22 protein-coding genes are annotated in these 22745 nt (G+C 43.8%); 19 read left to right on the top strand and 3 right to left on the bottom strand.

The genetic code is table 11. The annotated features are described in order from the left end of the window. Window positions 1-186: 186 nt before the first annotated feature. Together MK370_RS05600 and MK370_RS05605 are read left to right on the top strand one after the other, a co-directional pair. On the top strand, window positions 187-1341 hold the full coding sequence (locus MK370_RS05600; protein WP_268684502.1) for a THUMP domain-containing class I SAM-dependent RNA methyltransferase: 1155 nt from the start codon (window positions 187-189) through the stop codon (window positions 1339-1341). Between the two features lie 12 nt (window positions 1342-1353). After that, window positions 1354-2811 (top strand): cell division site-positioning protein MapZ family protein, encoded by a 1458-nt coding sequence (locus MK370_RS05605; protein ID WP_268684503.1) that lies wholly within the window; start codon window positions 1354-1356, stop codon window positions 2809-2811. A 95-nt stretch (window positions 2812-2906) separates the two neighbouring features. Here MK370_RS05605 and MK370_RS05610 read toward each other — a convergent pair whose 3' ends face one another. Further along, the gene (locus MK370_RS05610; RefSeq protein WP_002893508.1) at window positions 2907-3389 is read right to left on the bottom strand and encodes an S-ribosylhomocysteine lyase; all 483 of its coding nucleotides are present in this window, start codon (window positions 3387-3389) and stop codon (window positions 2907-2909) included. A 166-nt stretch (window positions 3390-3555) separates the two neighbouring features. On the opposite strand from MK370_RS05610, the gene MK370_RS05615 reads away from it, so the two are divergent. The 14 genes from MK370_RS05615 (at window position 3556) to MK370_RS05680 (ending at window position 18181) form a co-directional block, all read left to right on the top strand. Next, window positions 3556-3678, top strand: coding sequence for a hypothetical protein (locus MK370_RS05615; protein ID WP_268684520.1), 123 nt, complete (start codon window positions 3556-3558; stop codon window positions 3676-3678). Window positions 3679-3756: 78 nt separating this feature from the next. Beyond that, window positions 3757-5370, top strand: coding sequence for a ribonuclease Y (locus MK370_RS05620; RefSeq protein WP_268684504.1), 1614 nt, complete (start codon window positions 3757-3759; stop codon window positions 5368-5370). A gap of 187 nt (window positions 5371-5557) precedes the next feature. Further along, window positions 5558-6190 carry a guanylate kinase gene (gmk, locus tag MK370_RS05625; RefSeq protein WP_268684505.1) on the top strand — a complete coding sequence of 211 codons (633 nt, stop codon included), beginning with the start codon at window positions 5558-5560 and terminating at the stop codon, window positions 6188-6190. 25 nt (window positions 6191-6215) lie between these two features. Further along, window positions 6216-6530: a DNA-directed RNA polymerase subunit omega gene (rpoZ, locus tag MK370_RS05630; RefSeq protein ID WP_002893503.1), complete on the top strand. Its 315-nt coding sequence runs from the start codon at window positions 6216-6218 to the stop codon at window positions 6528-6530. Window positions 6531-6590: 60 nt separating this feature from the next. Then, window positions 6591-8978, top strand: a complete 2388-nt coding sequence (locus MK370_RS05635; RefSeq protein ID WP_268684506.1) for a primosomal protein N' — start codon at window positions 6591-6593, stop codon at window positions 8976-8978. 83 nt (window positions 8979-9061) lie between these two features. Beyond that, complete coding sequence (fmt, locus tag MK370_RS05640) at window positions 9062-9997, top strand: methionyl-tRNA formyltransferase (RefSeq protein ID WP_268684507.1); 936 nt, start codon at window positions 9062-9064, stop codon at window positions 9995-9997. Then, complete coding sequence (gene rsmB, locus MK370_RS05645; RefSeq protein WP_268684508.1) at window positions 9987-11303, top strand: 16S rRNA (cytosine(967)-C(5))-methyltransferase RsmB; 1317 nt, start codon at window positions 9987-9989, stop codon at window positions 11301-11303. Before fmt ends, rsmB begins: the two co-directional genes overlap by 11 nt. Window positions 11304-11321: 18 nt before the next feature. Continuing rightward, the gene (locus tag MK370_RS05650) at window positions 11322-12062 is read left to right on the top strand and encodes a Stp1/IreP family PP2C-type Ser/Thr phosphatase (protein ID WP_268684509.1); all 741 of its coding nucleotides are present in this window, start codon (window positions 11322-11324) and stop codon (window positions 12060-12062) included. Next, window positions 12059-13912, top strand: a complete 1854-nt coding sequence (gene pknB, locus MK370_RS05655; protein WP_268684510.1) for a Stk1 family PASTA domain-containing Ser/Thr kinase — start codon at window positions 12059-12061, stop codon at window positions 13910-13912. Before MK370_RS05650 ends, pknB begins: the two co-directional genes overlap by 4 nt. Before the next feature lie 145 nt (window positions 13913-14057). Continuing rightward, entirely contained in the window at window positions 14058-14753 is a 696-nt protein-coding gene (gene liaF / locus MK370_RS05660; protein WP_002893496.1) for a cell wall-active antibiotics response protein LiaF, read from the top strand. Then, a complete protein-coding gene (locus tag MK370_RS05665; protein ID WP_268684511.1) occupies window positions 14750-15769 on the top strand; it encodes a sensor histidine kinase in 1020 nt (339 codons plus the stop codon). Before liaF ends, MK370_RS05665 begins: the two co-directional genes overlap by 4 nt. Continuing rightward, the gene (locus MK370_RS05670) at window positions 15747-16379 is read left to right on the top strand and encodes a response regulator transcription factor (RefSeq protein ID WP_268684512.1); all 633 of its coding nucleotides are present in this window, start codon (window positions 15747-15749) and stop codon (window positions 16377-16379) included. Before MK370_RS05665 ends, MK370_RS05670 begins: the two co-directional genes overlap by 23 nt. 39 nt (window positions 16380-16418) lie before the next feature. Beyond that, window positions 16419-17819: a bifunctional Cof-type HAD-IIB family hydrolase/peptidylprolyl isomerase gene (locus MK370_RS05675; protein WP_268684513.1), complete on the top strand. Its 1401-nt coding sequence runs from the start codon at window positions 16419-16421 to the stop codon at window positions 17817-17819. Continuing rightward, complete coding sequence (locus tag MK370_RS05680; protein ID WP_002901252.1) at window positions 17819-18181, top strand: S1 RNA-binding domain-containing protein; 363 nt, start codon at window positions 17819-17821, stop codon at window positions 18179-18181. The genes MK370_RS05675 and MK370_RS05680 overlap by 1 nt, the downstream gene beginning before the upstream one ends. A 104-nt stretch (window positions 18182-18285) precedes the next feature. Here the strand turns inward: MK370_RS05680 and cysK are convergent, their stop codons facing one another. Next, window positions 18286-19215, bottom strand: coding sequence for a cysteine synthase A (gene cysK / locus MK370_RS05685; protein ID WP_268684514.1), 930 nt, complete (start codon window positions 19213-19215; stop codon window positions 18286-18288). 100 nt (window positions 19216-19315) lie between these two features. Continuing rightward, the gene (locus tag MK370_RS05690) at window positions 19316-19948 is read right to left on the bottom strand and encodes a YigZ family protein (RefSeq protein WP_268684515.1); all 633 of its coding nucleotides are present in this window, start codon (window positions 19946-19948) and stop codon (window positions 19316-19318) included. A 55-nt stretch (window positions 19949-20003) separates the two neighbouring features. Between MK370_RS05690 and MK370_RS05695 the strand changes: the two genes are divergently transcribed. From MK370_RS05695 to hpf, 3 genes are all read left to right on the top strand, one after another. Next, a complete protein-coding gene (locus tag MK370_RS05695) occupies window positions 20004-21302 on the top strand; it encodes a DEAD/DEAH box helicase (protein ID WP_268684516.1) in 1299 nt (432 codons plus the stop codon). Next, the gene (locus MK370_RS05700) at window positions 21299-21964 is read left to right on the top strand and encodes a ComF family protein (protein ID WP_268684517.1); all 666 of its coding nucleotides are present in this window, start codon (window positions 21299-21301) and stop codon (window positions 21962-21964) included. Before MK370_RS05695 ends, MK370_RS05700 begins: the two co-directional genes overlap by 4 nt. Before the next feature lie 81 nt (window positions 21965-22045). After that, a complete protein-coding gene (gene hpf, locus MK370_RS05705) occupies window positions 22046-22588 on the top strand; it encodes a ribosome hibernation-promoting factor, HPF/YfiA family (RefSeq protein WP_268684518.1) in 543 nt (180 codons plus the stop codon). Window positions 22589-22745 lie beyond the last annotated feature (157 nt).

Below are 22745 nucleotides of genomic sequence, written 5' to 3' on the forward strand. Positions count from 1 at the left end.
AGTTCAACTAGCTGTTGCTTCATTTGTCTAATGGACATTTCAAGTAATGATCTAGCTGACAATGGCAGCGAAACCTTCTCAGCCCAAAATTTAAAAAGGGAGAGTGAGGAAAATCGATGTGACGAAATCACGATTTTTGTCTCACCCCCTTTGTTTGTATAGATTGGAATCCATTTAAAAGCCAAGATGAAAGAAAAATTTAATTTAATTGCGACCGCAGCGGCAGGGCTAGAAGCTGTCGTCGGCCGTGAAATCAGAGAGTTGGGGCTTGATTGCCAGGTCGAAAATGGCCGGGTTCGCTTCGAGGGTGATGTCAGTACTATTATTCAAACCAATCTCTGGCTGCGCGCGGCCGATCGGATTAAGATTATAGTTGGCAGTTTTCCAGCCAAGACTTTTGAAGAGCTCTTTCAGGGAGTTTTTGCTCTGGATTGGGAGAATTATCTACCGTTGGGAGCTAAATTTCCTATTGCCAAGGCTAAATGCGTCAAGTCAAAACTTCACAATGAGCCTAGTGTTCAGGCTATTTCTAAAAAGGCAGTTGTTAAGAAGCTGCAGAAGCATTATGCACGTCCGGAAGGGGTGCCCCTGCAGGAAAATGGAGCTGAGTTTAGGATAGAAGTTTCTATCCTAAAAGATGTAGCGACAGTCATGATTGATACGACAGGGTCCAGTCTCTTCAAACGTGGTTATCGGGCTGATAAAGGCGGTGCACCAATCAAGGAAAATATGGCAGCAGCTATTTTGCTCCTGTCCAATTGGTATCCGGATAAGCCTTTGATAGACCCGACTTGCGGCTCTGGTACTTTTTGTATCGAGGCAGCCATGATTGGGATGAAGATAGCGCCAGGACTCCATCGTTCCTTTGCCTTTGAAGACTGGAATTGGGTGGATAAAGACCTGGTAGCCCAGGCTCGCTCGACTGCACTCAGTCAGATTGATCAGACCATCCAGCTGGATATTTCTGGCTCGGATATCGATGGCCGTATGGTAGAGCTAGCTCGAAAAAATGCTGAGCAAGCAGGAGTAGCAGAGCAGATTCACTTTAAGCAGATGCGTCTGCAAGATTTGCATACAGATAAGATCAACGGTGTGATTATCTCTAATCCGCCATACGGGGAGCGCCTTCTAGATGATGAGGCTGTGACTCAGCTTTATCAGGAGATGGGGGAAACTTTTGCTCCGCTCAAAACTTGGAGCAAATTTATCCTGACCAGCGATGAAGCTTTTGAAAGCAAATACGGCAGTCAGGCCGATAAAAAACGCAAACTTTATAATGGTACTTTAAAAGTTGATTTATATCAGTATTTTGGCCAGCGGGTCAAACGTCAGTTAGATTAGAAAGGATTTACCGTGACGAAAGAAGAAAACTACTCACCGGAAGAAGAAAAGAAAGAGTCGGTCCTTGATTTTGAAGAGGCCAAGGAAATGACAGTCGGCCAAGCCACTCGTAAGAAAGAGGAGCTGGAAGCCGGTGTGAATGAAAGCGACAATGTGCTGGATAAGTATATCAAGCAGCACCGTCAGGAAATCGAAGCTGGAAAATTTGAAACCCAGAAAATCAGAAAGCTGCAGGAGCAGGAAACGGCTCAATCTGAGCAAGCCTCTTCTGATTTGACCGACTTCATCAAAGAAAGACGCCAAGAGGTTGAAAGTGAACAGGAGATTAAAGTAACTCAGTCGACAGCCACTGAGACAGCAAGTGAGCCAGAAGCAGCTCCAAATCCCTTAGGATCTCGCAGCCAACGCTCAGAGCAGGCGGATTCGATTGCTGCTGCTCCCGTTCAAAAGACATCTTACGGTCCTATTCCAGAACCGCTTGATGAGAAGGAATTACAGGTTCCTAAGACACCTTTCTACAAGAAAAAAGCTTTCCTTTATCCTGTCTTGGGACTTCTAGGGATTGCTGTAGCGGGAACAGGGCTTTACTTTGCTCTGGGGCATAATTGGGGTCACAAGACCGTTACAAGCTCCAGCTCTTCAACATCGCAGTCCAGCAAAAAGAGTTCGTCTTCCTCTAGTTCTGATAATACTGCCAAGGATTTGAAGTCCTTTAATGATGAGTATGCTGCATTTTTCACAGATAGCAATCAGACAGCTGTCAAAAACAGTAAATTCGGAGATTTGGAAAAATTAAAAACCTTACTTGAAAAACTAAAAGGCAACAAAGACTATGATGCAGCCAAGAGTAAGTATGATTCCCTAGTAAAACAAATTTCAGCTATCCAAAGTGTCAATTCGCAGTTTGACGGCGGAGCGATCACTGACGGTGTCTTGAACAAGGAAGCCAAGGCTAATACAAATGCGACCTTCTCAGATGTATCAAGTGGCAATACTAAATTAGATGAAGTTCTAAAGGCAGCAATTGCCCAAGGACGCGGCCAACAGGTGCCAACACCAGCTCCTGCTACTGATCAAGGAGGTACAGGTGCAGGTTCAAGTGGCGGTTCAAGCTCGTCTGCTTCTGGTTCAGGAGCTTCCAGCTCTTACTCTGGCTATGGTCTTCCTAGCAACGGAGTAAATCTGCAGAGAGACCTCAGTCGTGTCCCTTATAACCAAGCGGCTATTGATGACGTCAACAATCCGGCTTGGACATTCAATCCTGGCGTTTTGGAGAAGATTTTGCAAACTTCTCGTGAGCGTGGCTATATTTCTGGAGATAACTATATCCTGGAACGCGTCAATATTATCAAAGGAAACGGCTACTACAACCTATTCAAGCCAGACGGCACCTATCTCTTCAGTATCAACTGTAAAACTGGATACTTCGTCGGCAATGGACCGGGCTATGCTGACTCGCTTGATTTCTAGTCATCTTTGAACATTTCTTCAGCACCTAGCTTTCTAGCTTGTTGATGGATTTCATTATACATGCACAAAAAAAGTTCTCGATTTCGAGAACTTTTTTAAATCACATGGCGTTCAAAGGCATCATCTGAGATTCCTTGGCTGAGAATAAGTTTAGCCCATTCTTTGGCTGAGAAAAGGCTGTGATCCTTGTAGTTTCCGCAGGATTCAATGGTTGTTCCAGGGACATCTTCCCAGCTAGTTGACTCAGCAATTTCTTCCAGACAGGATTTAATGACCTGAGCAATCTGGCTGGAACTATGTTGGCCCCACATAATCATATGAAAACCAGTTCGGCAGCCAAAAGGTGAGCAATCAATCATACCATCAATGCGCTTGCGAATCAACATAGCCAGTAAATGCTCAATGGTATGCAGGCCAGCTGTTGGGATTGAATCTTCGTTAGGCTGAACCAAGCGGATATCAAAATTGGAAATGATGTCGCCTTTAGGGCCCGTTTCCTCTCCGATGAGGCGGACATAAGGCGCTTTGACAATGGTGTGATCCAGCTCAAAGCTTTCAACGATAACTTCTTTAGACATGGTTTCTCCTTTACAATGTAGCGAGTGTAAGAAGGTTTTTCTAGTCATATCAAGCCATTGGTTTTGTCTTGTTCGCGAAGAAAAAGCCTGTCTCATATACACATTTTCTTCTCTGATTATAGCATAAAAATTTTTTATTTGGGAATAAAGTTTACGTCTTAGGAAAATGAAAAATTTGAACAATCTTGCTTATGGTTTGAAAAAAAGTTTTGGTTCTCAGGCTTCTGCAAACTTTGAAGATTTAGTCGGTAAAAATTGGACAAAAGCTTTCTTGATTTTCAAAAAATAGGTTTGTGAATTTTTTAGATTTGTGATAGAATAGTATGGAATTTTGAATTCAACAATTAAATAGATTTGGAGTAAAAACATGGACCTATTTCCTATAATTATGTCTGTTTTTGCTGCCATCATTGGTTTAGTGATTGGATATGTAAGTGTCTCGGCTAAGATGAAATCATCTAAAGAAGCTGCAGAGCTTACTCTTTTAAATGCTGAACAAGAAGCAACCAATTTACGCGGACAAGCTGAACGCGAAGCTGATTTGATTATCAAAGAAGCCAAGCGGGAAACAAGTTCGCTTAAAAAAGAAGCACTTTTGGAGGCAAAAGAAGAAGCCAGAAAATATCGTGAACAAGTTGATGCAGAATTTAAGTCTGAACGTCAAGAGTTGAAACAAATCGAAAGCCGCTTGACAGAGCGTGCTTCTACCCTTGACCGCAAAGACGATAATTTAAGCAACAAAGAAAAGGCTTTGGAGCAAAAAGAACAAAGTCTCTCAGATAAATCTAAACACATTGATGCGCGTGAAGAACAAGTAGCGGAACTTGAAAAGCAGAAGGCAGCAGATCTGGAGCGAGTTGCCTCGCTATCGCAGACAGAAGCGCGTGATATTATTTTGACGCAGACCGAAGACAAGCTTTCTAAAGAGATTGCGACTAGGATTCGGGATGCGGAACAAGATATCAAAGAGCGGTCTGATAAGGTTGCCAAGAATATCTTGGTCCAAGCCATGCAGCGGATTGCCGGTGATTATGTCGCTGAGCAAACCAACTCAACGGTGCATCTGCCGGATGACAGTATGAAGGGTCGGATTATTGGCCGTGAAGGTCGCAATATTCGGACTTTTGAAAGTCTGACTGGTATTGATGTCATCATTGATGATACGCCTGAAGTGGTCACTCTCTCAGGTTTTGATCCGATTCGCCGCGAGATTGCTCGTATGACTATGGAAGCACTCTTGAAAGACGGTCGCATTCACCCAGCCCGCATCGAGGAGTTGGTTGAGAAGAACCGTCTGGAAATTGACAATCGCATTCGTGAGTACGGGGAAGCCGCAGCTTATGAAATCGGAGCTCCTAACCTACATCCTGATTTGATGAAAATCATGGGCCGCTTGCAGTTCCGTACTTCTTATGGTCAGAACGTCCTTCGGCACTCTATTGAAGTTGCCAAGCTTTCCGGTATCATCGCTGCTGAGTTGGGTGAAAATGCCAATTTAGCCCGCCGTGCTGGATTCCTCCATGATATTGGCAAGTCTATCGACCGTGAGGTTGAAGGCAGCCACGTGGAAATCGGGACAGAACTGGCTCGTAAGTACAAGGAGCATCCAATCGTTGTTAATACGATTGCCAGCCACCACGGGGATGTGGAAGCAGAAAGTGTCATTGCCGTTATCGTAGCTGCAGCAGACGCTCTCAGTGCCGCTCGGCCAGGTGCCCGCAGTGAATCTCTGGAAAGCTATATCAAGCGTCTCCAAGATTTGGAAGAAATCGCTAATAGCTTCAAGGGTGTCAAGAACAGCTTTGCTTTACAAGCTGGCCGGGAAATCCGGATTATGGTGCAGCCGGACAAGATTAAGGATGACAAGATTACGATTTTGGCTCACGATGTGCGTGAAAAGATCGAAAACAACTTGGAATATCCAGGCAATATCAAAGTTACGGTTATCCGTGAGATGCGTGCCGTCGACTACGCAAAATAAAGAAAAAAAGCAGTCTGGTAACAGATTGCTTTTTACTTGAATGTTCTGCTGGTCTATTTTGTTTTCCGTATGATTGCTTGCTTAATTTTTCTATTTTCTCAAAACTCTAGACACATACATTTCTTCCTATCCTCTTGAAATATCAGACTAATTTTGTTACACTAGATAGAAAGACTGTGAAGGAGACATGATGACGGAACGAGGCTTACTAATCGTCTTTTCTGGCCCCTCTGGTGTAGGAAAAGGGACTGTTAGACGAGAAATTTTTGAAAGCACTGATAATCAATTCCAGTACTCGGTGTCCATGACGACTCGTCCTCAGCGTCCAGGTGAAGTGGATGGAGTTGACTATTTCTTCCGCACTCGCGAGGAGTTTGAAGAGCTGATTCGTCAGGGACAGATGCTGGAGTATGCAGAGTATGTAGGAAACTACTACGGGACGCCTCTGACTTATGTCAATGAAACGCTGGATAAAGGTATTGATGTCTTCCTAGAGATTGAGGTTCAGGGAGCTTTGCAAGTCAAGAAAAAAGTTCCAGATGCCGTCTTTATTTTTTTGACTCCTCCAGACTTAGAAGAACTTAAAGACCGCTTGGTCGGACGTGGGACAGACAGTGCGGAGATTATCGCTCAGCGCATTGAAAAGGCCAAAGAAGAAATTGCCCTCATGCGCGAGTATGATTATGCCATTGTCAATGATCATGTGCCGCTAGCTGCCGACCGTGTCAAGCGTGTGATTGAAGCAGAGCATTTCCGAGTAGACCGTGTTATCGGCCGTTATCAGGACATGCTTCCAAAAAATGAAACGATTATTCGATAGAAAGTTAGAAATTAGGTAGAAAATTATGATGTTAAAACCGTCTATTGACACTTTGCTGGACAAGGTTCCTTCAAAATATTCCTTGGTTATTTTAGAAGCTAAGCGCGCTCATGAGCTTGAAGCTGGAGCTCCTGCTACGCAGGAATTCAAGTCTGTAAAATCCACTCTTCGTGCTTTGGAAGAAATTGAATCCGGCAATGTCGTTATCCATCCAGATCCAGAAGGCAAGCGCGAGGCAGTTCGCCGTCGAGCAGAAGAAGAGCGCCTGCGTAAAGAAGAAGAAGAACGCAAGATTAAAGAGCAAATCGCTAAAGAAAAAGAAGAAGGTGAGAAGATTTAAGGTTGGGGATGCTCAATCTTATTTTTTCTGTAATGACGTTTAGGAAAGTGGGGTGAGAATGTGAAGCTAGCAAAGATTATTGTGGATGTTCCTCTGATGCAGACGGACAAGCCCTATAGTTATGCTATCCCAGAAGAGTTTGAAGGGATGCTGGCAGCTGGCATGCGGGTCCATGTCCCTTTTGGGCAGGGAAATCGCCTGATTCAAGGGATTGTAGTCGGCTTTGATGAGACGGGAGGCCAAGAAGAGCTGAAGGAAATTGCAGAAGTCCTTGATTTCAGCCCCGTCTTGAATCAGGAACAGCTCTGGCTGGCGGATGAACTGCGTAAGTCAGTCTTTTCCTATAAGATTACCCTTTTAAAGGCCATGCTGCCTAGTCTTCTCAACTCCAGTTATGATAAACTGCTCTATCCGACAGAGCTGCTGAATGATGAGGAACGCTCAGCTATCTTTGGTCAGGAGGACAGTCTTCGCTTTTCTGATTTGGACAAGAAGAGCCAGGCCAAGCTGATGCGACTGACTCAGACTGGCCGTATTCGGCTGGAGTATCAGGCGACGGACAAGAAGCATATTAAGACTGAGAAATGGTATCAGGTCAATCATACTGCTCTGCAAAATCATGACCTTCCCCGACAAGCTAAGAAAAAACAAGAATTAAAAGAAGTCTTGCTGGAACAGAGAGATAGCCTGCTCTTGGCTGATTTGCGAGAAAACTTTTCGCGCGATGTTATCAATTACTTTATCAAAGAAAACCTAATTAGCATTGAAGATAGAGAAATTAGCCGTTCTGCTGCTTATTTCCAAAAGGAGCGACAGCAGCAAAGTCTGACCTTAAACGATGAACAATCCGCAGCGGTTGCAGCAATCACTCAGAAAATTGGTCAGAGTCAATCTCAGCCAGTTCTTTTAGAAGGGGTCACGGGCAGTGGGAAGACCGAAGTTTACCTACAGGTTATCACAGAGGCACTGGCCCAAGGCAAGACCGCTATCATGCTGGTTCCAGAGATTTCTCTGACTCCGCAGGTTACTGATCGCTTTATTTCTAGATTTGGCGACCAAGTTGCAATTTTGCATTCAGGTCTGTCAGACGGTGAGAAATATGATGAGTGGCGCAAGGTGGAGCGAGGAGCTGCCCAGGTTGTTGTTGGCGCGCGTTCAGCTATTTTTGCTCCGCTGACAAATATTGGAGCCATCATCATTGATGAAGAGCATGAATCCTCCTACAAGCAGGATTCCAATCCTCGCTATCATGCCAGAGAGGTGGCTCTCTTGCGAGCTCAGTACAATCAGGCTGTTTTAGTGCTGGGTTCGGCGACTCCGAGCTTGGAGAGCCGTGCTCGAGCAAGTCGCGGTGTCTATGATTTTCAGCTGCTCAGCAAGCGCGCAAATCCGCTGGCGCAGATTCCTCAAGTGGAAGTGGTGGATTTTAGAGATTATATCGGCCAGCATGAGGCCAGTAATTTCACCCCAGTCCTGCTAGAGGCTATTCAAGATCGTCTGGATAAGGGAGAGCAGACGGTTCTCATGCTCAACAGGCGGGGGTATTCCAGCTTTGTTATGTGTCGGGAATGTGGGACCGTTGATAGCTGTCCCAACTGTGATATTTCTCTGACCCTGCATATGGACACTAAGACCATGAACTGCCACTACTGTGGTTTTACTAAGAACATTCCTCAGAGTTGTCCTAACTGTGCCAGCCGCAGCATTCGCTATTATGGTACTGGGACGCAGAAAGCTTATGATGAGTTGATTCAGCTCTTTCCACAGGCTCGCATTTTGCGGATGGATGTAGATACGACCCGTAAGAAAGGCAGTCATGAAGCCATTTTAGAAAGCTTTGGTCAGGGGCAGGCAGATATTCTCTTAGGCACCCAGATGATTGCCAAGGGGCTGGATTTTCCAAACGTGACGCTAGTTGGTGTTCTCAATGCAGACACTGCTCTTAATCTACCGGACTTTCGATCTTCAGAGCGAACCTTCCAGCTGCTGACTCAGGTGGCGGGCCGTGCTGGTCGGGCTGAAAAGGCTGGTCAGGTCTTTATCCAGTCCTATAATCCTCATCATTATGCCATTGAGTTTGCCAAGCAACAAGATTACGAGGGCTTTTATGCTTATGAAATGGGAATCCGCCGGCAGCTAGGCTATCCGCCTTATTACTTTACGGTAGGTCTGACTCTGTCGCATAAGGATGAAGAAACAGCGGTGCGAAAAGCCTATGAAGTTATGGATATTCTGCGGAGCGGTCTGTCAGAAAAAGTGCAAATCTTGGGTCCAACTCCGAAGCCCATAGCTCGTACCCACAATCTCTATCATTATCAGATTTTGCTCAAATATCGCTTTGAAGACAAGCTGCAAGCGACACTAAATCAAGTCTTGGACTGGACGCAGAATCGGGACAATAAAGATTTACGCCTGACAATTGATAATGAGCCACAAAATTTTATGTGAAGCATTTTAGCCGAGATTAAGGTTGTTGTAGACGACTTCTGATATAATAAGGGAAGGAACAAAGAAGGAATCAATAGTTGAAAATGATGAAAATAATATTTATGGGAACACCGGACTTCTCAGCGACTGTCCTAAAAGGGTTGCTGGACTGCGGTCAATACGAAGTGTTAGCAGTGGTAACGCAGCCGGACCGTGCCGTCGGCCGTAAAAGAGAGATTCGCATGACTCCAGTAAAAGAATTGGCCTTGGAATACGGGCTGCAAGTTTATCAACCGGAAAAGCTGGCTCAAAGCTCGGATTTAGAGGAGTTGATGAACTTAGAAGCAGATGGTATTGTCACAGCTGCTTTTGGGCAGTTTTTGCCTAGCCGCTTGCTGGACAGTGTTGATTTTGCGGTGAATGTTCATGCCTCTTTGCTGCCTAAATACCGAGGTGGTGCACCCATTCACTATGCTCTGATCAATGGCGATGAGCAAGCGGGTGTTACGATTATGGAAATGGTCAAGGAGATGGATGCTGGAGATATGATAGCCAGTAAGGCGACGCCGATTGAAGAGACTGACAATGTTGGAACTCTCTTTGAAAAATTGGCCCTTATCGGCCGGGACCTGTTATTGTATGTGCTGCCAGATTATAGGGCAGGGCAGATTATCCCTCAGCCGCAGGATCCTAGCCAAGTCACTTTCTCTCCAAATATCAGCCCAGAAGAAGAGCGGATAGACTGGAGCAAAACAAACCGCCAAATTTTCAATCAAATTCGCGGCATGTATCCTTGGCCGGTAGCTCATACCTTGCTGCAAGGGCAACGTTTTAAGATTTACGAAGCAGATATGGCGGCCGGCGACGGTCAGCCTGGACAGATATTGTCTATTAGTAAAAAAGAACTGGTGGTTGCAGCTGGTCAGGGAGCTCTCTCACTGAAGACGGTTCAACCTGCTGGTAAGCCCAAGATGGCTATCGTTGATTTTTTGAATGGACTGGGCCGTAGCCTGTCCATAGGAGATACTTTTGGAAAGTAAGCAAAAAATGGCCCGTTGGCAGGCCTTGGAAATTTTGGAAGAAGTTTTTGAAGAAGGAGCCTATTCCAATATTGCCTTAAACCGAGCACTGAGTCAAAGCCAACTGAGTCAAGCAGATAAAGGTCTGGTAACAGAGCTGGTTTACGGCACAGTTGCTCGGAAAATCACTCTGGAATGGTATTTATCCCATCTGATTGAGGATAGGGACAAATTGGATAACTGGCTCTACATTCTGCTTATGCTCAGCCTGTACCAGATGCTCTATCTGGATAAAATCCCTCAGCATGCAGTTGTTCATGAGGCTGTTGAAATTGCGAAAATACGTAAACGAGGCAGCGAAAAATTTGTCAATGCCTTGTTACGTAGGATTGAGCGTGAGGATGTGGCTGATTTTAAAACAATCAAGCGTAAAAACAAGCGCTATTCGATCCAGTATTCTCTGCCGGTCTGGCTGGTCAAAGCATTGATAGAAGAGTATGGCGAAGAAAGAGCTCTAGTTATCTTTACCAGTCTTTTTGTTCGCAGCAAGGCCAGCATTCGCGTGACAGATATGTCGCGCAAGGCAGAACTTCGCCAGCTTTTAGGGGCTGAGGATTCGCTCTTATCTCCGTCAGCCTTGGTTAAGAAACAGGGGTATTTTGCTGGACATCAGCACTTTGAAAGCGGAGCGATTACGATTCAGGATGAGTCTAGCCAGCTTGTGGCTCCGACTCTGGCCATCGAAGGAGAGGAGCAGATTCTGGATGCCTGCAGTGCACCGGGCGGCAAGACTGTTCACATGGCTTCCTATCTGACGAGCGGCCACATTACAGCCTTGGACCTCTACGATCATAAGTTAGAGCTTGTAGAAGAAAATGCAAAAAGACTGGGCTTGGCAGATAAAGTCACTACTAAAAAGCTAGACGCAACCAAGGTGTTTGAGACTTTTGGCCCAGATGCTTTCGATAAAATTTTAGTGGACGCTCCTTGCTCTGGTATTGGCTTAATTCGCCGCAAACCAGATATAAAATATAATAAAGAAAATGCAGATTTTGAGAATTTACAAAAAATTCAGCTGGATATACTAGACAGCGTTTGTCAAAGTCTACGTAAAGGTGGTATAATAGCTTATAGTACTTGCACGATTATGGCCAAAGAGAATTTTGAGGTTGTCGATAAATTTCTGGCCAGTCATCCGAATTTTGAGCAAGTCTTATTAGACCATGAAAGAAAAGATATCGTTAAAGACGGCTGTATCTTGATTACGCCGGAATTATATGAAAGCGACGGATTTTTTATCAGTCAATTTAGGAAGATATCGGAATAAGAGGAGGAAACTGACAGTATGGAAATTTCATTATTAACAGATGTTGGTCAAAAGCGTACAAATAACCAAGATTATGCCAATCTTTTTGTGAATCGGGCGGGCAAGACCCTTATCATCTTGGCAGATGGTATGGGTGGTCACAGAGCGGGAAATATTGCCAGTGAAATGGCTGTGACAGACTTAGGAGCTGCCTGGGTTGATACACAGATTGATTCGGTGAATCAAGTGCGTGAATGGTTTGCGGAGCACTTGGAAGAGGAAAATCAGCGCATTCATCAGTTTGGTCAAGATGAAGAATACAAGGGCATGGGCACGACTTTGGAAGCCTTGGCTATCATTGATAATCAAGCCATCTATGCCCATATCGGTGATTCTCGCATCGGCTTGATTCGCGGTGATAAATACTGTCAGCTGACTAATGACCACTCGCTTGTTAATGCTTTGTTGAAAGCTGGACAGATTACTCCAGAAGAAGCAGAGCGTCATCCGCAGAAGAATATCATTACCCAGTCTATTGGTCAAAAAGACGAAGTACAGCCTGACTATGGCATGATTACCTTGGAAGATGGTGACTACCTTCTGCTCAACAGTGACGGTCTGACCAATATGATTTCAGACAGTGAAATTTGTGACATTGTCACTAGCGACATCAGCCTGTCTGAAAAAACACAAACCTTAATTCGCTTTGCCAACAATGCTGGAGGACTGGATAACATCACAGTTGCTCTGGTTCGCTTTGACAAGGAGGATAAGGCATGATTCAAATCGGCAAAATCTTTGCCGGGCGATATAAAATCATCAAGCAGATTGGCCGCGGAGGCATGGCAGATGTCTATCTGGCCAAGGACTTGATTTTGGATGGTGAGGAAGTTGCGGTAAAGGTTCTTAGGACCAATTACCAGACAGATCCTATCGCTGTCGCGCGTTTCCAGCGGGAAGCTAAGGCGATGGCTGACTTGGACCATCCACACATCGTTCGGATTACTGATATTGGGGAAGAAGATGGCCAGCAGTATCTGGCTATGGAATACGTGGCAGGTCTTGACCTCAAGCGCTATATCAAAGAGAATTCTCCGATTTCAAATGAAGAAGCAGTCAGAATCATGGGACAAATCTTGCTAGCAATGCGCTTAGCGCATACACGCGGTATTGTCCATCGTGACCTGAAACCACAAAATGTCCTCTTAACCCCGGATGGCAATGCCAAGGTAACAGACTTTGGGATTGCGGTGGCCTTTGCAGAGACAAGTCTGACTCAGACTAACTCTATGCTGGGCTCGGTTCATTATCTATCTCCTGAGCAGGCACGTGGCTCTAAAGCAACTGTTCAGAGTGATATTTATGCGATGGGGATTATTTTTTATGAGATGCTGACAGGTCATATCCCTTATGATGGGGATAGTGCCGTTACGATTGCTCTTCAGCATTTCCAAAAGCCGCTGCCATCCATCATTTCTGAAAATCCTAATGTGCCTCAAGCATTGGAAAACGTAGTCATTAAGGCAACAGCCAAAAAACTGACGGATCGCTATCAGTCGGTTGCAGAGATGTATGTTGACTTGTCCAGTAGCTTATCCTACGAGCGCCGCAATGAAAAGAAATTAGTCTTTGATGATGTAGCGAAAGCAGACACCAAGACCTTGCCAAAAATCTCACCTGTACCTCAGCCGGCAGTTCCACCTGTTAAGTCAACACCGCCTAAAGCGGAAGCGGCTGAAGTCAAGGAAGAGACATCTGATGCGGTTAAGAAAGCTCCAAAGAAACGTCGCTTGAGAACGCGTTACAAGGTACTTTTCTTTGCAGTCCTATTGGTTTTGGCTGCCTTTGTCGTCCTTCTCTATAATAGCCCGTCCAATACCAGCGTGCCAGATGTTTCTGGCCAGACTGTAGCAGAGGCTCGCTCTGCTATTGAAGCTAAGAAGCTGGTTGTCGGAGAGGAAAAGGAAGAATACAGCGACAATATCGAATCCGGCAAAGTCATTAAAACTGATCCACAGGCCAACAGTCAGCGCCGCGAAGGCAGCAAGATTGACCTGATTATCTCCAAGGGACCCAAGACCTTTGTAATGGAAGATTATACTGAGAGACTGAAAGACGCGGCTGTTAAAGATCTGAAGGAAAACTTTAAGGTTCCTGAGAAATTGATTGAGATTGTTGAGGAGGAATCGGACGAGTACGAGCCAGGTCAGGTCATTCGCCAGTCACCGGCAGCTGGTTCGACCTATGATTTGACTTCTAATCATAAGATCAAGCTGACAGTGGCGAAAGAAGTAACTAGTGTGGCCATGCCTGACTTTGGAAGCATGCAGTACACCTACGCCAACGCACGTTCTTACTTGATTCAAATGGGAATTTCTTCGTCTCGAATTGAGCGAGTTGTTGACCGTTCGGTCACTTCAACTCAGGCAGACTTGGTAACTTCCCAGTCACCAGCGGCAGGTCAGACAATTGACCTCAAGTCCAATGAAAAAATCACTCTTTACGTGACAGAAGCAACAACACCATCGTCATCTAGCTCGTCATCTTCATCGTCTAGTAGCAACTCAAAGAGCAGCTCATCGTCTGAAGATAGCGGACATGGAACTAGTTCCAGCTCATCTGATAGTTGATTAATAAACCATCCATTTTAAGTTTTTTATCTTAAAACGGATGGTTTTTTCTTTTTTGCTGGACAAATTTCCCCATTTCATGCCTTGGACGGAGGATTTTTGCTTTAATTTTGTTAAAATAGGAAGGTAGAGAAAGGAAATGGCTATGTGGAAGGTTCAATTATTTGTCTTTGTTGAAACAGTCTTATTATCCATGGCATTGGTGACCATGTTGGCAGCTGATTTTTCACGAGTTGTCATTATCTTGGTCCTTTTTTTGCTGTTGCTCTATTATTACTTCGGCAAGCAAAAAGGGAATTTTCTGCTGGTCGCTTCCATGATTATGCTGTTTTTCATTATCATGCTCAATCCCTACGTCATTGCTGCCCTTTTATTTGCGCTTGTTTATGGGATGATTGTGGCCTACCCTTATATCTATAAGGAAAATCAAGAAACTCATCTCGTTTACGAAGAAGATGTGGAAATTCAGAGTGAAAAAAATCGCTGGTTGGGGGACCTGCAGCATTTTTCTAAGGACAGCTGCCAATTTCACGACATCAATCTTTTGCGCATCGTTGGGAAAGACACCATTCATTTGGAAGACGTGATTTTGGTCAACCATGATAATGTCATTGTCATTCGAAAAGGTTTTGGCGATACCAAGATTATTGTGCCGCTGGATGTGGAAATTCAGTTGCAAATCAATACTCTTTACGGGGAACTAAACTTTCTACATCATCCATCTCGCAAGCTGCGCAACGAAACCATTTCGCTGACGACACCAGACTATAAACGGGCTAATAAGACAGTGAAGATAGTCCTCGTCAGCTTCTTAGGAAATGTGGAGGTTGTTAGAAAGTGAAGAAATCAAATTATTTTCTCATTCTCCTCTATACTTTCTTTATCTTATTTATCATCTTTCATTATATTTTCAATATTTTTGATTTCACTTGGCAGGAGCTCTTTAATGATTTGGAGCTGTTGCAGTCTTTTGTGTTCTTTGTTGTGATTATCGGTTTATCACTGACTATTCTGATTGTGATTGCGGCCCGCTTGATACAATATCTGTCGGTAGCCCATGTGCAAAAAAATCTTCGGAATTTGCTGGATGGACGGAGGATGGAGCCGACAGACCAGCCCGAGTTGGATCGTTCTCTGCACCAGCTCGAGAGAAGGCTGCACCGTTTAACAGAGAATCTCCAGAAGTCTGAAAACCAAACCCTGCAGACAGAAGAAAAAATTATTGAAAAAGAACGGCGGCGGATTGCGCGTGACTTGCACGATACTGTCAGTCAGGAATTATTTGCAGCCAATATGATTCTTTCAGGAGTGGCTGGGAATGTAGAACGGCTCGATGGACAAAAACTGCAAAAGCAGCTCAAGGGGATTGCCGATATTCTGGACACAGCCCAGAAGGATTTGCGGATTCTCCTGCTCCACCTGCGGCCTACAGAGTTGGAAAATAAGACTCTGGTCGAAGGTATGGATGTGATTATCAAGGAGCTGACTGATAAAAGCGACATTGATGTTCACTTCAATCATCAGGTTGGGCATCTACCCAAACAGATGGAGGAGCATGTCTTCAGGATTATGCAGGAAATTATCAACAACACACTGCGGCATGCCCAAGCCAGCCGACTAGATATTTACCTCTATCAGGCACCTAATGAACTTAAAATCAAGGTATCTGATAATGGCGTTGGTTTTGATCCGCTGGCTCAGGATGAACTCAGCTACGGCTTGAAAAATATGGAAGACCGTGTACGGGATATGGCGGGCACCTTTAAGCTTTTGACAGCCCCCAGAAAAGGTCTTTCTATTGAAATCACGATACCTTTACTAGAAGGAGAAGATCATGAAGATATTGTTAGTGGATGACCACCAGATGGTCAGATTGGGATTGAAAAGTTACCTGGAACTGCAAGATGGTATAGCTGAAGTATCTGAAGCAGTCAATGGTAAAGAAGGCGTTGAGCAAGCTTTAGCAAGTCTTCCGGATGTGATTATCATGGATATCGTCATGCCTGAGATGAATGGGATTGAAGCGACACTGGCCATTTTAAAAGAGTGGCCAGAGGCAAAGATTCTGATTTTGACTTCTTATCTGGATAATGAAAAAATTTATCCTGTTCTGGATGCAGGTGCTCATGGATACATGCTTAAGACTTCCAGTGCGGAAGAAATTCTTCGTGCCATAAAAAAAGTTGCCAAGGGAGAATTTGCCATTGAAACAGAGGTCAGTAAGAAAGTGGAGTATCATCGTAACCATATCGAGCTCCATGAGGATTTGACCGCTCGTGAGCGTGATATTTTAGGGCTTTTAGCCAAGGGGTATGAAAATCAACGGATTGCGGATGAGCTCTTCATTTCCCTCAAAACAGTCAAGACTCATGTTTCCAATATCCTGTCCAAATTGGAGGTGAGCGACCGCACTCAGGCAGTTGTTTATGCTTTTCAGCACCATCTTGTCCCACAAGAAGACTTTTAATGGTATAATAGAAAAGATTAAGATTGGACAAGGGGAGATATGGACGCGAAATTAAAGTATAAGGCAAAAAAGATAAAAATTGTCTTTTTCGATATAGATGATACCCTGCGGGTCAAGGATACAGGTTTTATTCCAGATTCTATACAGACAGTTTTCAAGCAGTTGAAAGACAAAGGGATTTTGACGGGTATTGCGTCTGGACGAGGAATGTTTGGTGTCGTGCCGGAATTGAGAGCTTTGCAGCCAGACTTTTTCGTTACTCTGAACGGAGCCTATGTCGAAGACAGCAAAGGGAAGGTGATTTCTCAGACAGTTATCCCGTCTGATAGAGTGAAGTCCTATATTGCTTGGGCTCAGGAGGAAGGGATTGACTATGGTCTGGTCGGCAGCCATGGAGCAGCCTTGTCCAATCGAAATTCTCTGATTTCAGAGGCCATTGATGTGGTTTATCCAGATTTGCCTGTTAATCCAGACTTTCATTTAGAGCAGGATATTTATCAGCTTTGGACCTTTGAAGATAGAGGAGATAGCCTGCAGCTGCCAGAGGCGTTAGCGGAGCATCTGCGCTTGGTTCGCTGGCATCCTCATTCGTCAGATGTCTTACCGACAGAAGGTTCCAAGGCAGCCGGAGTTTCCAAGATTGTCGAGCATCTGGGCTTGAAACCTGAAAATGTCATGGTTTTTGGTGACGGACTCAATGATCTGGAATTATTTGACTATGCCGGAATTGGCATTGCCATGGGCGTTTCCCATGAAGAACTGCGAAAAAGAGCAGATTATATTACAAAAACAGTAGAAGAAGACGGTATTTTTGCCGCCTTAGAGGAGTTAGGTATGGTAGAAAAAGAATTACATTTTCCACAAGTAGAACTTGCAGCAGCAGAAGGTCCAAAAGCGACTATCAAGACTAATCATGGGGACATGAAAGTTCAGCTTTTTCCAGAACAGGCACCAAAAACAGTAGCCAACTTTATTGCCCTTGCTAAAGATAGATACTATGATGGCGTGATTTTCCACCGCATTATTCAGGACTTTATGATTCAGGGTGGTGATCCTACTGGTACTGGTATGGGCGGTCAGTCTATTTATGGCGAGAAATTTGAAGATGAGTTTTCACCAGAATTGTACAATATCCGTGGGGCTCTTTCCATGGCAAACGCTGGGCCAAATACTAACGGCAGTCAATTTTTCATTGTTCAAAATAAAAATCTTCCTTATTCAGCTAAGGAATTGAGCCGCGGCGGCTGGCCTGAAGCTATCGCTGAAGTCTATGCCAGTCAGGGAGGAACACCGCATTTGGATCGGCGCCACACTGTCTTTGGTCAGCTGGCTGATGAAGTATCCTACCAAGTTTTGGACAAGATTGCAGCTGTTGAGACGGGGGCTATGGACAAGCCGGTGGAAGATGTTGTGATTGAGACCATTGAGGTAGAAGACTGATGAAAATCGGTGATAAATTAAAAGGCAAAATCACAGGGATTCAGCCTTATGGAGCTTTTGTTGAGCTGGAAAACGGAACGATTGGTCTGATTCATATTTCAGAAATTCGTCCGGGCTATATTGAAAATATCCATGATAGTGTAAAGATTGGCCAGCAAGTCTTGGTCCAGGTTGTGGACTATGATGAATTTTCTGGGAAGTCCAGTCTGTCCATGCGGACCCTAGAAGAAGAAAAGCACCGCCTCCCTAGACGCCACCGCTTTTCAAACGACCGCTGTAAAATTGGTTTTGAGCCTTTAGGCAGACAGCTGCCTATCTGGATCAAAGAGGCAAAAAAGTTCTTAAAAGAAGAAAAAGTTTAAAAAATATCCTGTTCAATAAGAGAACAGGATATTTTGCTTGGATAGAATTGCTACTCAATTCATAGTTGAGTACTAAGTTGAAATGGACATATTTTTCAAAAATACTAAGCATCAAATTCATAGAGAGCAGTAGATAGGTAGCGTTCGCCGTTATCAGGTGCCAGAGCAAGGACTTTTTTGCCAGCTCCTAGTTTTTTTGCTACTTCAATAGCTGCGAAAATAGCAGCAGCAGATGAAATTCCCACTAAGAAGCCTTCCTGACCGCCAATATAGCGTCCGAATTCCAGTGCTTGATCAGAAGTTACGCGGACAATACCGTTGTAGGCTGCTGTATCCAAGGTCTCTGGAATGAATCCAGCTGAAAGTCCTTGGATTTTGTGAGGACCTGGCTTCTCACCAGAAAGGATAGCAGATTCGTCTGCTTCAACTGCGTAGATTTGGATGTCCGGATTAACTTTTTTGAGAGCGTGAGATACACCGGAAATAGTTCCGCCAGTTCCGACACCGCCAACAAAAGCATCCAGTCCAGTTTCACCGAAAGCAGCGATAATTTCTGCTCCTGTTGTTCGTTCGTGAACCTCTGGATTGGCTGGATTATTAAACTGCAGCGGCAGCCAGCCATTTCGTTCTTGGGCGATTTCTTGTGCTTTTGCAATAGCCCCTTTCATCCCTTCGCTGCCCGGAGTCAAGACTAGCTCTGCCCCATAGGCTTGGATAATCTTGCGGCGCTCCACACTCATGGTTTCTGGCATAACAATGACAACCTTATAGCCTTTGGCTGCTCCAACCCATGAAAGGCCAATACCAGTATTTCCGCTGGTTGCTTCAACGATGGTATCGCTGGGCTTGATAAGGCCAGCGCGTTCAGCAGCCTCAATCATGCTGAGAGCAATCCGGTCTTTAACAGAAGAGCCAGGATTGAAAGCTTCTAACTTCACGTAAACCTCAGCGGCTCCTTCTGGAACCAAGTTGTTCAATTTGACAATGGGGGTTTGCCCAATTAGTTCTGTAATATTTTGATAAATATGTGACATAGGATACATACCTCAATATAATTTAATAGAATTAGTATAAAATGAAACAAGAGCTTTGTAAAATATAAAAAAGCTATGAGAGCCATAGCTTTTCTTTATATCAAAGTGTCAAGGGGACTTCTACTTGGCGCAGTCCTTGATCTATCATTTCTAATTTGCCTTTAAAAAAATCAGTTAGCTTATCTTTGAGCAGTTCTCTTTCACCTTTATCAACGAAAAGAAGAGTAGAGACAGTATCTGTAAATTCAGTATCGTATTCAGCAAGATTTTCTGCTTTGAGAAAATTCGCGAAATCCTGATATTGGCTGTAAGACAGTTTTAGGCGTAGGCCAGCCTGTTCTTTTATTTCAACCAGTCCAATCTCCTTAATAGCCAGAGCAACACTGCCGGCATAAGCTCGAATCAGACCGCCGGCTCCTAGTTTAATACCGCCAAAATAGCGAGTAACCACAACGCAAAGATTGGTCAATTCATGCTTTTCTAGAACTCCCAGCATAGGAACTCCGGCTGTTCCGCTGGGCTCCCCATCATCACTGGTCCGCTTAATATCGCTCTTTTCTCCAATGATAAAAGCAGAGCAGTTATGGGTAGCCTTGTAATGTTCTTTTTTTATAGCAGCGATAAAAGCGCGAGCCTCTTCCTCGGAGTAAACTCTTTTCACATGGCAGATAAAGCGGGATTTTTTAATTTCCTCCTGAGCCATGCCATCTTCTTTAATTGTCTTAAATTCCATAACTATATTTTACAAAAAAAGATGAATTTTGCCAAAAAATTACGAATAAATAAGTATGTTAGAGTTACAAGATTGTTTAGGACGGATATTTACAGAAAGTCAGTTGGAGCCTAGCTTGCGAGCACAAGCAAAAGCAATTCCCAGTATCCAAGAAGAAAAAGGCAAGCTCCTCTGTGGACGATGCAACAGCTTGATTGAACGAGAAAATCAACTGCCGGTTGGATCTTATTATTGTAGAGAATGCTTAATCTTGGGACGGGTGCGGAGTGACCAAAAACTCTACTATTTTCCTCAAGAGGATTTTCCTAAAAATCAGGTGCTTAAATGGCAGGGGAAACTGACAGAGTTTCAGGGGAAGGTCTCCAAAGGCTTACTTGATGCGCTAGAGAAAAGGCAGAATACGTTAGTGCATGCTGTTACTGGCGCTGGAAAAACAGAAATGATTTACCAAGTGCTTGCAAGAGTTATTGATAGAGGTGGTTCTGTTTGCTTGGCCAGTCCGCGGATTGATGTTTGTTTAGAGCTTTATCGGCGCCTAAAAGAAGACTTTTCTTGTGAAATAGCCCTTCTGCATGGGGAGTCAGAAGCTTATTTTCGCAGTCCCTTGGTAATTGCTACCACTCACCAGCTATTAAAATTTTATCAAGCTTTTGATTTGCTGATTGTTGACGAGGTAGACGCCTTTCCTTATGTGGATAATCCCATGCTGTATCACGCTGTAGAACGTTCTGTAAAGGAGGATGCTACAACTATTTTTCTGACAGCCACTTCCACAGATGAACTGGATAAAAGAGTTCAAAAAGGTGAGCTGAAACGCCTGAGTCTTCCCAGAAGATTTCATGGTAATCCCTTGACCATCCCTCAGAAAGTTTGGTTATCTGATTTTCAAAAATATCTTCAGAAGAAGAAAATAGCACCTAAACTTTTGAACTATATACAAAAACAGAGGGAGACTCAATTTCCTCTCTTGATATTTGCTGCAGAAATTCAAAGAGGAGAGGATGTTGCTCAGGCTTTGCAGATTGCTTTGCCGGATGAAAAGCTAGCTTTTGTTGCCTCCACAACAGAAAATCGTCTGGAGATTGTTGAACAGTTTCGTCGCAAGGAAATCACTATTTTGGTGACAACGACTATCTTAGAGCGTGGGGTAACCTTTCCTGGTGTAGATGTTTTTGTCTTGGAAGCCAATCATCGCTTGTTCAGTCGTAGTGCTCTGGTTCAGATTTCAGGCCGAGTTGGCCGTAGTATGGATAGACCGACGGGACAGCTGCTATTTTTTCATGATGGGACTACCCTTGCTATGGAAAAGGCAATTCGAGAAATGAGAGATATGAATAAGGAGGCGGGATTATGACAGAGTGTCTTTTATGCAAAGGGCAAATGGAGGACAAAAGTAGTTTTTTACGGCTTTTTCTATTAAAAGAAGAAGGGCCAAGCTGCTGCTCCACTTGTTATCAAAATTTTGAACGCATATCTGAAGAGCATTGCCCTCGCTGTTTTCGCAACGGACAATCAGATTTATGTACAGATTGCCAAAAATGGGAGGAAGAGGGGAATCAAGTCCAGCATCAGTCACTATTTACCTATAATGAAGCAATGAAGGCTTATTTCAGTCAATATAAGTTTCAGGGAGACTATGCATTGCGCTTTGTATTTGCAAAAGCAGCTAGAAAAGCAGTCAGAATGTTTAGAGAGCATACCATTGTTCCGATTCCAGTCAGTGTCGAAAAATTTCAAGTTCGAGGATTTAATCAAGTGCAGGGGATTCTAGATGCAGGAAAAGTAGCATATAGAAATATCTTAGAGAAAAAAGACACCCTAGCACAGTCGAGCAAGACACGTGAGGAGCGTCTGCTGACGCAGCAAGCTTTTGAAATTAAGAATGGAGTTGATTTGCCAGATAAAATTTTGCTGGTTGATGATATCTATACGACTGGAAAAACCTTGCAATTGGCTAGGCAAATATTGCTGGAAGCAGGAGTGAAAGAAATTTTGACATTTTCAATCGCAAGATAAGAAAAAATTTGCAAAAAAGGAATGAAAGCGTTATAATGATATTATAAATAAAACATTTATGTTTAGAAAGAAGGTACTTATATGCTTAAATATAGTATCCGTGGTGAAAACCTAGAAGTAACAGATGCTCTCCGTGACTACGTAGTTTCTAAACTTGAGAAGATTGAGAAGTATTTCCAAGCAGAGCAAGAACTTGATGCACGTGTGAACCTCAAGGTTTACCGTGAAAAGACTTCGAAAGTGGAAGTGACAATTCCGCTAGGCTCCATCACTCTTCGTGCAGAAGATATCTCTCAGGACATGTATGGATCAATTGATTTGGTCACAGATAAGATTGAGCGCCAAATCCGCAAAAATAAGACCAAGATTGAAAGAAAGAATCGCAATAAAGTTGCTACAAGCCAGCTGTTCACAGATTCCTTTGTTGAAGAAGCAGAAGAAGTTCCGTCAAAGGTTGTCCGTTCAAAACACATAGATTTGAAGCCGATGGACTTGGAAGAAGCGATTCTGCAGATGGATTTATTGGGGCACGATTTCTTTATCTATTCCGATGCAGAGGATAGCAGCACAAATGTCATATACCGTCGAGAGGATGGAGATATTGGCTTGTTAGAAGTCAAATAAATGATAAAAAAAGGTTGAGAGCATAATTCTCAACCTTTTTATTTTATAGAAAGTTATACTGTCAGATGATATAAACAAGCCCCTTCTTACAAAGAATTAACTTTATACTTAGTAAAAAAATAAAATGTAAAAATATTAGAAAAGGTATTGACAGGGT

The organism is Streptococcus sanguinis (genome assembly GCF_026781265.1).
GTDB lineage: Bacteria > Bacillota > Bacilli > Lactobacillales > Streptococcaceae > Streptococcus > Streptococcus sanguinis_T.

Coding starts and splice junctions, on each gene's coding strand:
- MK370_RS05600 (WP_268684502.1), top strand. CDS start 187: ATGAAAGAAAAATTTAATTTAATTGCGACCGCAGCGGCAGGGCTAGAA.
- MK370_RS05610 (WP_002893508.1), bottom strand. CDS start 3,389: ATGTCTAAAGAAGTTATCGTTGAAAGCTTTGAGCTGGATCACACCATT.
- MK370_RS05615 (WP_268684520.1), top strand. CDS start 3,556: ATGAAAAATTTGAACAATCTTGCTTATGGTTTGAAAAAAAGTTTTGGT.
- MK370_RS05620 (WP_268684504.1), top strand. CDS start 3,757: ATGGACCTATTTCCTATAATTATGTCTGTTTTTGCTGCCATCATTGGT.
- gmk (WP_268684505.1), top strand. CDS start 5,558: ATGATGACGGAACGAGGCTTACTAATCGTCTTTTCTGGCCCCTCTGGT.
- rpoZ (WP_002893503.1), top strand. CDS start 6,216: ATGATGTTAAAACCGTCTATTGACACTTTGCTGGACAAGGTTCCTTCA.
- fmt (WP_268684507.1), top strand. CDS start 9,062: ATGATGAAAATAATATTTATGGGAACACCGGACTTCTCAGCGACTGTC.
- MK370_RS05650 (WP_268684509.1), top strand. CDS start 11,322: ATGGAAATTTCATTATTAACAGATGTTGGTCAAAAGCGTACAAATAAC.
- pknB (WP_268684510.1), top strand. CDS start 12,059: ATGATTCAAATCGGCAAAATCTTTGCCGGGCGATATAAAATCATCAAG.
- liaF (WP_002893496.1), top strand. CDS start 14,058: ATGTGGAAGGTTCAATTATTTGTCTTTGTTGAAACAGTCTTATTATCC.
- MK370_RS05670 (WP_268684512.1), top strand. CDS start 15,747: ATGAAGATATTGTTAGTGGATGACCACCAGATGGTCAGATTGGGATTG.
- MK370_RS05675 (WP_268684513.1), top strand. CDS start 16,419: ATGGACGCGAAATTAAAGTATAAGGCAAAAAAGATAAAAATTGTCTTT.
- MK370_RS05680 (WP_002901252.1), top strand. CDS start 17,819: ATGAAAATCGGTGATAAATTAAAAGGCAAAATCACAGGGATTCAGCCT.
- cysK (WP_268684514.1), bottom strand. CDS start 19,215: ATGTCACATATTTATCAAAATATTACAGAACTAATTGGGCAAACCCCC.
- MK370_RS05690 (WP_268684515.1), bottom strand. CDS start 19,948: ATGGAATTTAAGACAATTAAAGAAGATGGCATGGCTCAGGAGGAAATT.
- MK370_RS05695 (WP_268684516.1), top strand. CDS start 20,004: ATGTTAGAGTTACAAGATTGTTTAGGACGGATATTTACAGAAAGTCAG.
- MK370_RS05700 (WP_268684517.1), top strand. CDS start 21,299: ATGACAGAGTGTCTTTTATGCAAAGGGCAAATGGAGGACAAAAGTAGT.
- hpf (WP_268684518.1), top strand. CDS start 22,046: ATGCTTAAATATAGTATCCGTGGTGAAAACCTAGAAGTAACAGATGCT.